Raw genomic sequence first — 14,923 nt, 5'->3', positions numbered from 1 at the left:
TCATTTGCCTCCTGTTGGCACGTCGACCAGCATCGTCACCCCATCAAGGTCCGCAACGTGGCCGACGAAGGCGTCACCGCGCACCTCGAAGTTCTTGTACTGGTCGAAGCTTGCGCAAGCCGGTGATAGCATCACGGCAACCGGACTATTCTCAGTCGCGGCATCTGTCGCCGCATGGATGACCGCCTGAGCGAGCGTACCGGAGATTTCGTAAGGCACCGCATTGCCGAGCGTCGCGGCAAAGGCGGACGCGGCCTCGCCGATCAGGTAGGCCTTTGCAATGCGCGGAAAGAGCGGCCCGAGGCTGGAGATGCCGCCTTCCTTCGGAAGCCCGCCGGCGATCCAGTAGATCCGGTCGTAGCTCGACAGCGCAGGCGCAGCCGCCTCCGCATTGGTCGCCTTGCTGTCGTTGACGAAGACGACATTGCCGCGGCGGCCGACCGGCTGCATGCGGTGCTTCAGGCCGGCAAACGAGGCAAGCCCCGCCCTCACCTCGTCGGGCGTCACGCCGACCGCGAGGCATGCCGCGATGGCCGCAGCTGCATTCTGGGCGTTGTGGCTGCCGCGCAGCGTCTGGATGCCGTTCAGATCGGCAAGCACCGATGTCGCGCCGCCATGGGCCTCGATGATCCTGTGTCCGTCGTTATAGAACCCATCGGCCAGCGGCTGGCGCTTGGAAATGCGCACGACCCTGGTCCCGGCCCGCTCGACGCGGTCGGCGATCAATTCACAATAGCTGTCGTCCATGCCGACCACGGCCGTGCCGCTTCCGGCGACCAGCCGTTCCTTGACGTCCGCATAGTGCTGGATGGTCCCATGGCGGTCGAGATGATCGGGCGTCACGTTCAGCAGGATGCCCGCCGTCGGGTTGAGCGTCGGCGCAAGATCGATCTGGTAGGACGAGCACTCGACCACGAAGAAGCGGCAGTCCTTCGGCGGATCGAGCGTCAGCACGGCGCGGCCGATATTGCCGCCGAGCTGCGTGTCGCGGCCCGAGGAGGCAAGGATATGGGCGATCAGCGCCGTCGTCGTCGACTTGCCGTTGGTACCGGTGATCGCGATGAACGGGCAGTTGGGCGCAGCCGCCCGGCGCTCGCGCACGAAGATCTCGACGTCGCCGATCACCTCGACGCCCTCGGCCCGCGCAAGGTCGACGGACCAGTGCGGCTTCGGATGGGTCAGCGGCACGCCCGGCGAGAGGACAAGCGTCGAAACGCTCTTCCAGTCGATCGCGCGGAGGTCGGCCGTGGTGATGCCTTCGGCACTCGCCTTGGCGACGCTGTCGGGATTGTCGTCCCAGGCGAACACCTCCGCGCCGCCCGCAACCAGCGAACGGACCGTGGCAAGGCCTGACCCGCCCAATCCGAAAAGAGCGACCTTCTTTGCCTTGAAGGTGGTGGCCGGGATCATCTCGCCCTCACCGCAGCTTGAGCGTCGAAAGGCCGAGCATGGCGAGACCGACGGCGATGATCCAGAAGCGGATCACCACCTGGCTCTCGGTCCAACCGAGCTTTTCGAAATGGTGATGGATCGGCGCCATCAGGAAGACGCGCCGGCCGGTCATCTTGAAGTAGCCGACCTGGATGATGACGGAAAGCGTTTCCATCACGAACAGGCCGCCGATGATCGCCATGACGATCTCGTGCTTGGTGGCGACAGCAACCGAGCCGATCAGGCCGCCGAGCGCGAGCGAGCCGGTGTCGCCCATGAAGATCGCCGCCGGCGGCGCGTTGAACCACAGGAAGCCGAGGCCGGCGCCGATCACAGCCCCGAGGACGACGGCGAGCTCGCCGGTTCCGGGCACGAAGTTGATCTGCAGATAGTTCGAGAACACGGCGTTACCGGCCAGGTAGGCGATGATGCCGAACGAGGCGGCCGCGATCATCACCGGCACGATGGCGAGACCGTCGAGGCCGTCGGTCAGGTTGACCGCATTGCCGGCCGAGACGATGACGAAACCGCCGAACACGACGAAGAACAGGCCGAGGTCGATGCTGAAGTCCTTGAGGAACGGAAAGGCGATCGACGAGCCGAAGGTGGAGCCCTGCGGACCGGACGTCAGCGCCGTGTGCATCATGAAATAGACGGCGATGCCGGCGATCACGAATTCGATGCCGAGGCGCGCCTTGCCGGAAAAGCCCTTCTCCGTCTGCTTCGTCACCTTGAGGTAGTCGTCATAGAAGCCGATCGCGCCAAAACCGAGGGTGACGAGCAACGTCGAGACCACGTAGACGCTGGAAAGGTCGGCCCAGAGCAGCGACGACACGACGATGCCGGCGAGGATCATCAGCCCGCCCATGGTCGGCGTACCGGCTTTCTTGAAATGGGTCTGCGGGCCGTCGGCGCGGATCGGCTGGCCCTTGCCCTGGCGTACGCGCAGCGATGTGATCATCGCCGGCCCGAACAGGAAGACGACCAGTGCCGAGGTCAGCAGCGCGGCCCCCGTGCGGAACGTGATGTAACGGAAGAGGTTGAAGAATTGAAAGTGGTCCGCCAGTTCCACAAGCCAGATCAGCATGGGAGCCCTTTCCAAAAGCCCGATTTAGTTGTGGCGCCCCGTGTCAGGGAATGCCGGATACTTGTCAAGAAGAGCTGACACGATCTTGCCGAAACCGAGCCCGAGAGACGATTTGACCATCACGACATCGCCCGCAGCCACCGAATCTGCCGCAAATTCGGCCAGTTCCGCGGTGGTCGGGCGGTATTCGACCTGCACGCTGTCGGGCAGGGAATCACGCAGTGCCGCCATTTCGGGACCGGCGAGCCAGACATGTTCGATGCCGGCGGCAAGCAGCGGGCCGGAAAGTTCGGCATGGACGCTCGGCGAGAATTCGCCCATTTCCAGCATGTCGCCGAGCACCGCGATCCGGCGCCCCGTCCCTTCCGGCTGGGCGGCGGCAAGGACCGCGATCGCGGCACGCATGGAAGCCGGATTGGCGTTGTAGCTTTCGTCGATCAGCGTGAAGCTGCCGCCCGAGATCGCCAGGCGATGACGCGCACCGCGACCCTTGACGGCCGAAAGCGTCGCCAATGCCTCGATCGCCGCATCGAGGTCGGCGCCGACGAGCGAGACAGCCGCAAGCACGGCCATGGCATTTTCGGCGATGTGCCGGCCGGGCGCCCCGACGACCACTTCGCGGATGTCGTCATCACGGCAGAACCACACGGTCGACAGCTCTGCGGCACCGTCGAACTCGGCCAGCCGGAACTCGGCCTTGGCATGCTGCCCGAAGCTGTGGATGTTCTCGATCCCCGCGGCAAGCGCGGCCTGCTCGAGGAATTCGTACTGGCCGTTGTCGCGGTTGAGGATGACGTCGCCGCCCGGCACGATCCCTTCGAAGATTTCCGCCTTGGCCGCGGCGATTTCTTCTAGGTTCTTGAAATTGCCGAGATGGGCCGGCGCGATCGTGGTGATGATCGCCACGTCCGGACGCACCATGCGCGACAGCGGGCCGATCTCGCCCGGATGGTTCATGCCGATCTCGAAGACGCCGTAGCGCGTGTCGACCGGCATGCGGGCAAGCGTCAGGGGCACGCCCCAGTGATTGTTGAACGAGGCGACGGCGGCATGCACCTTGCCGGACGGCGACAGCGCCAGCCGCAGCATCTCCTTCGTCGTGGTCTTGCCGACCGAACCTGTGACGGCAACGATAGTGGCCGAGCTGCGCTCGCGTGCGGCGATCCCGAGTTTCTCCAGCGCGCCGAGCACATCGTCGACGACGATCATCGGCACGGTGAGACGCCCGAGGGCGGGCAGCTTGGCTTCGGACACCACCAGCAGCGACGCGCCGTTGGCGATCGCCAGGCTCGCAAAGTCGTGGCCATCGACCCGATCACCCTTGATCGCGAAGAAGGCTTCGCCCTGCGTGATCGTCCGGCTGTCGATGGATATGCCTGTGATGCCCTCGGGCAGCGCCCCGAAGGGGCGGCCCGACATGGCTTCGATCATCTCCCGCGACGTCCAAAGAAAGGTCAATGTGCAAACTCCTCCAATGCCTTGCGCAATTCGGCATGATCCGAGAACGGCAGCGTCACCTCGCCGACCGTCTGGCCCTCCTCATGCCCCTTGCCTGCAACGATCAGCGTGTCGCCGGCGGCGAGCATCGCCACACCGGCGCGGATCGCCTGCGCCCGGTCGCCGATCTCGATGCCCTTCGGCGCCGCCGCCATGATTTCCGAGCGGATCACCGCCGGCACCTCCGAGCGAGGATTGTCGTCGGTGACGATGACGATATCGGCGAGCCGGCAGGCGATCTCGCCCATGATCGGGCGCTTGCCCTTGTCGCGGTCGCCGCCGCAACCGAACACCGTGATCACGCGGCCGGTGGTAAACGGCCGGACCGATGTCAGCACGTTTTCAAGCGCATCCGGCTTGTGGGCGTAGTCGACATAGGCGAGCGCGCCGTCCCTGGTCTGGCCGACCAGTTCGAGACGGCCGGACGCGCCGACCAGTTTTTCGAGCGCCTTCATCGCAACGGCGGCCGGAACACCGGTCGCGATTGCAAGACCGGCGGCGACCAGCGCATTGGCGACCTGGAAATCGCCGGCGAGCGGAATATGCACCTCGTAGATCTCGCCGTCGTGATGGACCTCGGCGACCTGCTTGTGGCGGAAATGCTCGACCCGTTTGAGCGCGAGGAACGTTCCCTGCCGACCTACCGTCAGGACCTCGTGACCGGACTCGGTGGCGACGCGGATCGCCTCGGCCGACCAGGCATCGTCGGCGAAGATGACGGCCGGGGACCCCTTGGGCAGAAGCGTATCGAAGAGCCGCATCTTGGCGGCCATGTAGTCTTCGACCGTCGGATGATAATCCATGTGATCACGGCCGAGATTGGTGAAGGCGGCGGCTGAAAGCTTCACGCCGTCGAGGCGGCTCTGGTCGAGTCCGTGGCTGGAGGCTTCCATAGCCGCATGGGTCACGCCCTCGTCGGCAAGCTCGGCAAGCAGCGCATGAAGGGCGATCGGATCCGGCGTGGTCAGCGACCCGTAGTCGTTGCGCGTCGGCGACACGACGCCGGTGGTACCGATCTGCGCTGCCAAGAGGCCGGCATGCGCCCAGATCTGCCGTGTGAAGGAGGCAACCGATGTCTTGCCGGCGGTGCCGGTCACGGCAACCATCGTCGCGGGCTGGCGGCCGTGGAAATTGGCGGAGGCAAGTGCAAGGAAGCGGCGCGGATTGTCGACGACGATCACCGGTACGGACGCCTCGACCGAATGGCTGGCCACCACCACTGCGGCGCCGCGACCGACGGCGTCGGCAACGAAGGCGGCACCGTCGGCCTTGGAGCCGGACAGGGCGACGAACATCATGCCGGGCACGATCTTGCGGCTGTCGGCGGAAAGACCGGAGATCTCGATGGCGCCGACCGTCTCCCCGGCCCTGCCCACCTGCTCCTGAAACTCAACGCCCGCCAGATCCCGCACCAACATCGTTCATTCGTCCACTGCTGGGAGGCGACTACGGCGAATCGCCTCCTGAATTGAGGTTTGCTTTAATAAGAGACGAGCAAGGCAGAACCGTCTTCCCCGAATTTCGGTTCTACACCGAGAATTGCGGCGCTTCTGCGGATGACGTCGCCGGCCATCGGAGCGGCCGAGGTACCGGCAAGTGCCGCACCGTTGCCCTTGTCCGTCTTCGGCTCGTCGATGACGGTCAGGACGACATAGCGGGGATTGTCGATCGGGAACGCGGCAAGAAAGGCGTTGAAGTTCTTGTCGCCGACATAGCGGCCGTTGACCACCTTGTCGGCCGTACCGGTCTTGCCGCCGACGTTGAAGCCGTCGACACGTGCGTTCCTGCCGGAGCCCTTCACCCCGTTCACCAGGAAGAGATAGCGCATGTCCTTGCTGGTCGACGGCTGGATGACCTGGGTCGCGACCTGATCCGCCTCTTCCTGCGTCCGCGGCAGGAATGTCGGGGGCACGAGCTTGCCGCCATTGACCAGCGCGACGCCCGCGACCGCGGTCTGCAGCGGCGTGGTGGAGACGCCGTGGCCGAAAGAGATGGTGATGGAGCTGATCTTCTTCCATTCGCGCGGCTGGCTGGGCATGGCGACCTCAGGCAGTTCCGTCTTCATGCGCGTCGTCAGGCCGAGCTTCGCCAGAAACGCCTTGTGCGCTTCCGTTCCCACCATGTCGGCGATCTTCGCGGTGCCGATGTTGGAGGAGTACTGGAAGATTTCCGGCACAGTCAGCACCCGGTGCTTGCCGTGGAAGTCCTGGATGGTGAAGCCGCCGATACGGATGGGATAGCGCGCATCGACCGTATCGTTGAGCGTCACCTTGCCCTCGTCGAGCCCCATGGCCAGCGTGAAGGACTTGAAGGTCGAACCCATTTCGAACGTGCCGTTCGACATGCGGTTGAGCCAGCCTTCCTGGGCGCTGGCGGCCGGATTGTTCGGATCGAAATCCGGCATCGACACCATGGCGAGAACTTCGCCGGTATGGGTGTCGAGGACCACGCCACCGGCACCCAGCGCCTCGAACTTCGTGATCGCCTCGGAAACCACGTCGTGAAGAATGTTCTGCACGCGGAGATCGATCGACAGCTTGACCGGTTCGAGCGGCCCGTCGCTCGTCATACCGAGGTCGCGGAGATCGGCCAGCCCCTGGTTGTCGATATACTTCTCCATCCCGCTCATGCCGTGGTTGTCGATATTGACGTAACCGACGATATGCGACGCGGTCGAGCCGCCCGGATAGAAGCGTCGCTTCTCCGGACGGAAGCCGATGCCCGGGATGCCGAGTGCCAGGATCTGGCTCTGCTGCTTCGGCGTCAGCTGGCGGCGCAGCCACTGGAAATGCGACTGCGGATTGGAAAGCTTCTTGTAGGTGCCCTTGATGTCGAGATCGGTCAGCACCGTCGCGAGCTTCTCGACCGCTTCATCCGGATCGACGATCTTGTGAGGCTCGGCAAACAGGGACACGGTACGGATGTCGGTCGCCAGTACCTCGCCGTTGCGGTCGAGGATATCCGGACGCGACGCCATCAGACGGTCGGCGGGCAGGATGCTCGACGTCACCTCCGGCTGGGCATAGCCGTACTGGACGAGACGACCGCCGATGACGGCATAGACGGCGGTGAAGCCGGCGATCATCAGGCCGACACGCCGGCGCGCCATTTCGGTCTTGCGCTTGCCGGTCCCCTTGAACGCTACGCCGTTCATGGTCGTTCCGCCGCGCTGCACGTCGGTCGAAAAATGCGCCCGGCTCTTCAACAACATGATTCGTGAGAGAAACGTCATCAGGGTTTCACCGATCCGGTTGTGATGAGATCCGAAACCGGATCCTTCGACTTTTCACCTTCGGCCACTTCGGGCTTCGGCACCTGGTCCTTGGGCATGGGCAGTTCGACCGGGCGCGCCAGCTGTTCCGGCGCCGTCGGCTCGAGCTTCAGCTCCGCCGCATAGACCTTGGTGAGCCGCTCCAGGCGGTTCGGCTGGGTGAGCAGCGCCCAGTCCGCCCTGAGCAGCTCGATCGTGTCCTTCTCAAGCTTGATCTCGGCCTCGATACGGCGAACCTCTTCCAGCTTGTTGTCGGTGTGATGCTTGATCTGGTAGGTGACGGCCGCCGCCGCCGCCATGGCACCGATCATGATGATGTCGATGGTTCTCAGCATCGGTCAGACTCCGATCTTCTCAAGGCTGGCGAGATCCGGAAGGTCGAAGATCGACATATCGGCCTTTTCCGCCGGCGCATCCGTGCGCAGCCCGGCTCTGAGCTTGGCGGAGCGGGCGCGCGGATTGACCTCCGCCTCGGCTTCGCTTGCCGCAACCATGCCCTTGCCGATCGGCTCGAAGGTTGCCGGGCGCGTCACCGCCATCGGCAGGTGGCGCGAGCCCGAAGCCTTGCCGGAGCGCTCGGAGAAGAACTTCTTGACGATGCGGTCTTCCAGCGAATGGAAGGTGACCACGACCAGCCGCCCGCCCGGCTTCAGCGCACGCTCGGCGGCAAAGAGCGCCTGGGCGAGCTCGCCGAGTTCGTCGTTGACGAAGATGCGAAGCGCCTGAAAGACGCGGGTCGCCGGATGGATCTTGTCCTTGGCCTTGCGCGGGGTGACGACTTCGATGAGGCCGGCAAGATCGCGCGTCGTGCGGAACGGTTCCTTGGCGCGCTGCTTCTCGATTGCCCGCGCGATGCGGCCCGCCTGCTTTTCCTCACCGAGAAAGCCGAAGATGCGGATCAGGTCACCGACCTTGGCGCGATTGACCACATCGGCCGCCGATACGCCTGAAGCCGACATGCGCATGTCGAGCGGGCCGTTCCTCTGGAAGGAAAAGCCGCGATCGGCCTCGTCGATCTGCATCGACGAGACGCCGATGTCGAGCACGACACCGTCCAGGCCACCTTCAGGGGCAAAATCGGCCAGATGCGAAAACTGCGTATGATGAAGCTTGAGCCGACCACCGCTCGCATCAACGAGCGCCTGACCGGCAGCAATCGCCGTCGGATCACGGTCGAGCGCGATCACCTCGGCGCCGGCGCCAAGAATGGCGGACGTATAGCCGCCCGCACCAAAGGTGCCGTCCAGGATCACCTTGCCGGACCGGGGCTCCAAAGCCTCGACCACCTCGGACAGGAGGACCGGAATGTGACGAACCGGTCCGCCATCGGCTTCAGTTGAACCTCCGCCTGGATTCGCCGCCATTCCGTTTCCCCGTCTTATGAAGGTTGCAGTCCTCGCAGCCTGCGCCCTTCCCTCGCCGCCGCCTGCGCCTCGTGAAAGGCCTGCGGCTGCCAAAGCTGAAAATGATCCGAACGCCCGACGAAGCAGACCTCCGTCGAAATCCCGGTGAAGTCCCGAATGAAATCCGTGACCATCAGACGCCCTTCGGCGTCGAGTTTCATGAAGACGCCCCCACCATGAACCAGCAGCGACATCTCGTTCCCGTCGATCGCGAAAGGATCTCCGGCTGAAATCTGCCTCTCGTAGCGCTCCAAGAGATCGGGCCCGCCGATGGTGATCGCCGGAAACACGAAGTCCTGAATGCAGTAGAGCTCCTGAATATCCCGCTGCGCAAGCACGGAACGAAAGGCCGCCGGCACGGAAACCCGCCCCTTCGCATCGATCCTGTTTGTCGCATTGGACAGGAAGCGGTTCACGCCAACCAACCGCGCCCCTTTCTGACGGAGAGCGGAAACCCCGCCCCCGGAAACTGGAAATCAACCGAACCGCAGCACCCTCGAAAAGCTCCGGAACCGTCGCATGTTTCGCTGCGACCGATCCGCTTCCGACTGTGATTTCCGGAGCCTCGATCGGCCCCTCAACGGTACGATTATGGGATAACATGGGACTACATGGGCGTCAATGGGACAGAGGCTTCTGCACACCCCTTCGGGATTCAAATATTGATAAGCGGTTAAGCTTAACAAATGGTTAGAAACGCCTGTCTCAGCAGCGCTTTTTCACCCTGTAGCTTGACCGAGGCTGGACTCCCGGAAACAGAATTTCACGCAGTTTTTCAGCATGTTGGATTCGTCGGCTGAATCGCGCCGATCAGCTCTCGTCGAAGGTCGGGGAAAATCGCCAGTTGGCCTGTAAGCCGGGTTCTGTATGGCTCCGGTTTCCCGGAACGTGGCAGCCATTCATCTGGGACAGCGTTTGCACGCTGCCTCACGCAACCCACCCGGATGACTGGCCCGGAAACAGGCTGTGGCACCGCTTGCGCGACACCCGCGTCATCCCTATTCGGTCTTGCTCCCGGTGGGGTTTACCGTGCCGTCCCTGTTGCCAGCGACGCGGTGGGCTCTTACCCCACCCTTTCACCCTTACCCTGCATGCAGGGCGGTTTGCTTTCTGTGGCACTTTCCCTGAGGTCGCCCCCGCCGGACGTTATCCGGCACCGTGTCTCCGTGGAGCCCGGACTTTCCTCACCCTACCGCCTTTCGGCATTGGTAGAGCGCGGCTGCCCGGCCAACTGGCACCGCGTCCTTAAACGAGCGGATCGGCGAAAGCCACCAAAAACGACCACCCGACCGGACGTCGTCCCCGGATGGTGAACAGTCAGCGGAAGGAAGGGGCAAAAACCGCCCCATAGGTCTCGTCCAGGATCCGCCCCTCGATCAGCAATTCCGCACCGAGCCGACCGATTTCGTCGGAACTCTTCGCCGCCGCGCCACAGCCACCGGTCAGAACCGAAATGCAATTACTGACCGCGCCGATCGCCGGATAGTTGCCCGGCGTGAACGAGGTGACGCAGGCGGCCATCGTGGGAGCCGTGCCGGCGAGGTCCGGGACCAGTCCTTCGACGATCCGCCACAGATGGTCGCGGGTGCTGACCCGGCCGCCGCTGCGGAACCATGAACGGACCTCCGGCTCGCTCGGCAGCAGCAGGTCGTCGGGGTCGCCGCCGATCTTCAGGTAGGTCTTGCCGTCGGGATAGCGGACCGGCGGAAGCAGGTAGATGTGATCCGCCGGATCGTCGGGCTGATGGATGAGCGACGGCATTCCGCCGAAGCGGCCGAGATCGGCGTCGGGGATCTCGAAGAAGGCGACGGTGCGGGCATAAACCTTCAGATCAACCGGCCGCGGCAAGAGATTCTCCGCAATGGAAAAACCGCCCGCGGCAACCAGCACCTTGTCCGCCCTGAACTCGCGACCCTCGGCCGTCGTGACGACGGCACCGCCCGACGCCTCGCGAACGGTGACCGCGGTCTCCGGGATGAGCATCGCACCCACCTTCTTCGCCAGGATCGACTGCGCCTCGACCAGCCGGCGCGGATTGACATAGCCCGCATCGGCTGCCTCGAAGACGCCTTCGCAGGTCGTGCCGAAGCTGAAATACGGGAACCGTGCCGCCAGACCATCCGCGGCGAGGATCTCGGTCCGTGCCCCGACCCGCTCGGCCGCCGCGCAGATGTTCGCCACGTAAGGATCGCGCCCGCCCCGCTCGGGCCCGACCATCAGGCAGCCCGCCTCGTGGAAAAACTCGACGCCACTCTCTGCGGCGATCTGCGGATAACGCGCGATCGAGCGCTTCGCCAGCAGCGCCCAGACCGGATCGGGATCTATCGTCCGGGTGATCCGCGCCTCGTCATAATGGCTGGCGAAAACGCCCTCGTGGCCGGCCGGATCCTTCGGCTCGTCCGGGCCGATCAGGGCCACGCCGTCGGTGACCGCGGCCAGATGGCGCGCCGCCGCAGCACCCATCATGCCGCGGCCGATGATGATGTATCTGAAAGTCTCGGCCATGCCGTTTTCCCCGTCGAAGCGCTCGGCAATAGCGATTCCCGATCAAGGCCTTGCCGGCAAGTGCGGAATCAGGACGAGAGGTACTGCGGCGCCAGTTCCGCGGCGAAATCGCCGTCCGACAGGCCGCCGTCCACCAGCAGGCGCGCACCCAGTCGCCCGAGTTCGTCCGAACACTTCGCCGCGACGAAGTTGCCGCCGGTCAGCACCGCAACATTGGGAGAGCGGGTGAAGCCGACATAGGGATAGGTGGTCCGGGTGAAGGAGGCGATGCAGGCCCCGCTGGTGGTCGGAACGCCGTCAAGGTCCGGCATCAGCGACACTGCGATCCGCTGAAGCTTGGCGGCCTCGTCGAGGTCGCCGTCGGAGCGGAACCAGTCGCCGATCGCACCGAGCGCGTCGAAGGCTGCCTTCTCGCTATCGCCGCCGATCTTGAGATAGGTCTTGCCGTCCGGATAACGCACCGGCGGCAGGATGTAGACGAGATCCTCGTCACGCTCGGCAAAGACCACCGTCGACGGCATCGCCGAAAAAATCGCCTGGCGGGCCGCGTCGAGTTCGAAGAAGACGATCGTGCGCGCCGTCGCCCGCATGTCGACGGGCGCGGGCAGGAGCGAGCAGATATTGGTGAAGCCGCCGGCGGCGACGAGGACCCGCGCGGCCGTGTGGCAACGCCCCTCGGCGGTCCGGACTTCGACCCGCCCGTCAGCCTCCATGACGGAGACGGCCGTCTCGGCAATGATCGCAGCACCCTGACGCTCGGCCATCAACGCCTGCGCCTTCACCAGCGCACGCGGGTTGACGTGGCCGGCATTGCGCTTTTCGTAGTAGCCGTAGTGGTCCTTGGGGAAACGCATATGCGGAAACCGGGCCGGCAGTGCCTCCGGTGCGATCACTTCGACGTCGAGGCCCCGCCTGTCCGAGACCGCGACGGCGCGCGCCATGTAACCTTCGGCGCCCGGGCGTAGCGTGGAAAACAGGCAGCCGGCCTCGGTGAAGAAGGAGATGCCGCTTTCGCCTTCGAGTGCCGCATAGCGTTCGATCGAACGCGATGCGAGCTGGCTCCAGACCATGTTGTCGTCAAAGGTCCGGGTAATCCGCGCCTCGTCGTAATGGCTTGCGAAGACACCCTGGTGGGCGACCCTGTCTGCCGGCTCGTCGGGTCCGATCAGCCCGACCCGCTTGCCCTCGAGCGTGAGGTGGCGGGCCGCCGCCGCCCCCATCATGCCTCGACCGATGACGATATACTCAAAATCCGCTGCCATGCCTGCCCTCGATTCTCGGGCGTCTGGATATCATGGCAACCGGGCGCTTGCACGCGGCCCGGTGTCGCGCCCCCCGCCGGGAGACCCGTCAGGAGGCGATCAGCGCCAGGACCTTGCCGCAATAGCGCTTGGAAACCGGGTTCATGCGCTTGGCACCATGGCCGGCATTGTATTTGAGGATCGTCGAGCAGGTCTGTCCGTCGCCGAGTTCGTGGGCAGCCGCCAGATACTTCATGCCGTAGCGGATATTCGTTTCGGGATCGTAGAGGCCCTTGGCCGAACCGGAATAGCCCATCATCCGTGCCGTCGCCGGCTTGATCTGCATCAGGCCGATCTCACCGGCGCTGCCGCGGGCCTTCGGGTTGAAGTTGCTCTCAACGCGCACCACCGCATGGGCGAGAGCGACCGGAACACCGTAGGTACTCGCGTATTTGGAGATCAGGCCCGAATAGGGGCTCTTGGAGAAGGACGGAGCCGGGAAACCCGCATCGCGCTTCACGGTCTTCAGGGGCACCTTGAAGCTGGATTCGCCGTCGCCGGCAAGAGCCGAGACCGACGTGGACAAAAGCATAGCGAGGCATGCCGCAGCAGCAACAGTTCTTCTCATCATGTGAAAGGTAAGTCTCCGAACCAGAGGGGCTGGCGGTCGTCCTTCCTGTCGGACGCAAATCTTCCTCGTTCGCCTTGCCGCTAAGGCAAGGCGCCGCACAGGCCCTCATCGTTGATATTCGCGATCGCGTTCCGCAAAAGTGGTGAGCCCGCGTCGCCGTTCAGCCCGTCCTTTAGAACGACGAAATGGGGAATTCGTGTGGCGGTGCAACAAATTGGCCGTTCGCGCGTTCAAGGCGGCGTCAAAAACGCAGCGCCTGGCGACGACATTTCAGGCGTAGCGCGGCAGCGAAGACAGCAGTCTGTGCAGGGTCTCGATCGTCGACATGTCCGCGATCCCGTCGACCCGTTCGGGCCGGAAATGGCGCTGGAAAGCGGCGACCGCGCCTTCCGTCTTGTCGGAATATTCGCCGGAAATTTCAACATCGTAGCCGTAGAGCGACAACATCGATTGCAGAGCCTCGACCGGCTGGCCGTGATCGCCCTTCTGGAAAAAGCGCCCGCCCGAGACCGGCACCGGCTCGACCCAGTGTCCGACGCCCGCGGCATGAAGATGTCCCCAGGGGAAATTTTCACCCGGATCGACCTTGCGAACCGGCGCCACATCGGAGTGCGCCAGGACCCGTTCAGGGGCGATTCCGAGCCTGCGGCCGCAATCGAGACACAATTCGATGACGGCGGCGATCTGCGCGTCCGGAAAGTCCGGCAAGCCCGCCGGATGCCCGGCATTGGCGATCTCGATGCCGATCGAACGCGAATTGATGTCGGTTTCGCCGGCCCAGAAGCTGCGGCCCGCATGCCAGGCTCGACGCGTCTCCGGCACCATCTGCACCACGCGTCCATCCTCGTGAACGAAATAGTGGCTCGATACCTGGCTCTCGGGATTGCACAGCCACGACAGCGCACCGTCATGCTCGGGCATGCCGGTATAATGCAGGATGATCATGTCCGGACGAATGCCGCCCGCACGTTCGCCGTGGTTGGGGGAAGGCATCACGATGGCGCCGGGAAAATCGGCGATGAACGAAGTCATGCGGCGCGGCGTTCTTTCTCGATCGCCGAATAGGCGGCATTCAGCTTGGCCATGCGGTGATGCGCCACGGCATGGAATTCCGTCGGCACGCCGCGGGCATGCAGCCGGTCCGGATGATGCTCCGCCGCCAGCGCCCGATACCGCTTGCGGATCGTCGCGAAATCGTCGGAACGCTTGACCCCGAGCACGCCGTAGGGATCGCCGTCGAGCTGGACATGCCGCTCGACGATCATCTCGAACCGCTCCTCGCTCATGCCGAAGATCTCGGCGATGCGCGACAGGAAGGCCATTTCCTTCTCGTGGATCAGGCCGTCGGCGGTCGCGATGTGAAACAGCGCGTCGACGATGTCCTCGAGGACCGGGCAGAAGTTGTCACAGGTCCGGCACATGTTGGCGAGCTTCTCGGCATAGGCCTCGTAGCCGGCGACGTCCTGGCGCGCCAGATTGTAGAGCCGCGCGACGTTCTTCGCCTCTTCCTCGGGAAAATCGAAAATGCTGCGGAAGGCGTCGACCTCTGCCGTCGTGACAATGCCGTCGGCCTTGGCCATCTTCGCCGACAGCGCAATGATGGCGACGGAGAAGGAAACGCGCCGGCGCGTCTCCGGATCGCCTTCGAAGACGGTCCGCACCGCCTCGACCATGCCCGACAGCACGCTGCCCGCCGCATCGCCGATGGCGCCCAGCAGCCGGTCCCACAACGATGCTATTTGTTCGCAGGCGAAATCGAAGATCATGAGCGAGATTGACCAAAAAACGCCGGAAAAAGCAAGAGAAGCAGGGACTGCGGCACATTAAACTTTATTCACGTTCGATTGCGAAAAGCTG

General features: G+C 64.2%; 13 protein-coding genes and 1 other RNA gene. All 14 read right to left on the bottom strand.

The window, feature by feature from the left end; all coding sequences use genetic code 11:
* Positions 1–1,410, bottom strand: coding sequence for a UDP-N-acetylmuramoyl-L-alanine--D-glutamate ligase (gene murD, locus HHL25_RS03335; protein WP_169587249.1), 1,410 nt, complete (start codon positions 1,408–1,410; stop codon positions 1–3).
* A gap of 7 nt (positions 1,411–1,417) precedes the next feature.
* Positions 1,418–2,518 (bottom strand): phospho-N-acetylmuramoyl-pentapeptide-transferase, encoded by a 1,101-nt coding sequence (gene mraY, locus HHL25_RS03330; protein WP_169587247.1) that lies wholly within the window; start codon positions 2,516–2,518, stop codon positions 1,418–1,420.
* 24 nt (positions 2,519–2,542) lie between these two features.
* On the bottom strand, positions 2,543–3,976 hold the full coding sequence (locus HHL25_RS03325) for a UDP-N-acetylmuramoylalanyl-D-glutamyl-2,6-diaminopimelate--D-alanyl-D-alanine ligase (protein ID WP_169587245.1): 1,434 nt from the start codon (positions 3,974–3,976) through the stop codon (positions 2,543–2,545).
* On the bottom strand, positions 3,973–5,433 hold the full coding sequence (locus HHL25_RS03320; RefSeq protein ID WP_169587243.1) for a UDP-N-acetylmuramoyl-L-alanyl-D-glutamate--2,6-diaminopimelate ligase: 1,461 nt from the start codon (positions 5,431–5,433) through the stop codon (positions 3,973–3,975). The genes HHL25_RS03325 and HHL25_RS03320 overlap by 4 nt, the downstream gene beginning before the upstream one ends.
* A gap of 62 nt (positions 5,434–5,495) precedes the next feature.
* Positions 5,496–7,247: a peptidoglycan D,D-transpeptidase FtsI family protein gene (locus tag HHL25_RS03315; RefSeq protein ID WP_169587241.1), complete on the bottom strand. Its 1,752-nt coding sequence runs from the start codon at positions 7,245–7,247 to the stop codon at positions 5,496–5,498.
* Positions 7,247–7,621, bottom strand: a complete 375-nt coding sequence (gene ftsL, locus HHL25_RS03310; RefSeq protein WP_169587239.1) for a cell division protein FtsL — start codon at positions 7,619–7,621, stop codon at positions 7,247–7,249. Before ftsL ends, HHL25_RS03315 begins: the two co-directional genes overlap by 1 nt.
* Before the next feature lie 3 nt (positions 7,622–7,624).
* A complete protein-coding gene (rsmH, locus tag HHL25_RS03305) occupies positions 7,625–8,650 on the bottom strand; it encodes a 16S rRNA (cytosine(1402)-N(4))-methyltransferase RsmH (protein ID WP_169587237.1) in 1,026 nt (341 codons plus the stop codon).
* 14 nt (positions 8,651–8,664) lie between these two features.
* A complete protein-coding gene (mraZ, locus tag HHL25_RS03300) occupies positions 8,665–9,105 on the bottom strand; it encodes a division/cell wall cluster transcriptional repressor MraZ (protein WP_169587235.1) in 441 nt (146 codons plus the stop codon).
* A gap of 420 nt (positions 9,106–9,525) precedes the next feature.
* Positions 9,526–9,924, bottom strand: an RNA gene (gene rnpB, locus HHL25_RS03295) — RNase P RNA component class A.
* A gap of 82 nt (positions 9,925–10,006) precedes the next feature.
* The gene (locus HHL25_RS03290; RefSeq protein ID WP_169587233.1) at positions 10,007–11,194 is read right to left on the bottom strand and encodes an FAD-dependent oxidoreductase; all 1,188 of its coding nucleotides are present in this window, start codon (positions 11,192–11,194) and stop codon (positions 10,007–10,009) included.
* 68 nt (positions 11,195–11,262) lie between these two features.
* A complete protein-coding gene (locus HHL25_RS03285; RefSeq protein ID WP_169587231.1) occupies positions 11,263–12,456 on the bottom strand; it encodes an NAD(P)/FAD-dependent oxidoreductase in 1,194 nt (397 codons plus the stop codon).
* 88 nt (positions 12,457–12,544) lie between these two features.
* Positions 12,545–13,027 (bottom strand): lytic transglycosylase domain-containing protein, encoded by a 483-nt coding sequence (locus HHL25_RS03280; RefSeq protein ID WP_390624490.1) that lies wholly within the window; start codon positions 13,025–13,027, stop codon positions 12,545–12,547.
* A gap of 309 nt (positions 13,028–13,336) precedes the next feature.
* Entirely contained in the window at positions 13,337–14,098 is a 762-nt protein-coding gene (locus HHL25_RS03275; RefSeq protein ID WP_169587228.1) for an N-acetylmuramoyl-L-alanine amidase, read from the bottom strand.
* Positions 14,095–14,832 (bottom strand): J domain-containing protein, encoded by a 738-nt coding sequence (locus HHL25_RS03270; RefSeq protein ID WP_169587225.1) that lies wholly within the window; start codon positions 14,830–14,832, stop codon positions 14,095–14,097. Before HHL25_RS03270 ends, HHL25_RS03275 begins: the two co-directional genes overlap by 4 nt.
* Between the last annotated feature and the right edge of the window lie 91 nt (positions 14,833–14,923).

It is taken from the genome of Rhizobium terricola (assembly GCF_012927355.1).
GTDB classification, from domain to species: domain Bacteria; phylum Pseudomonadota; class Alphaproteobacteria; order Rhizobiales; family Rhizobiaceae; genus Allorhizobium; species Allorhizobium terricola.
Note: the sequence above shows the minus strand (reverse complement) of the source record. Positions and strands in the feature narration are given on the sequence as shown.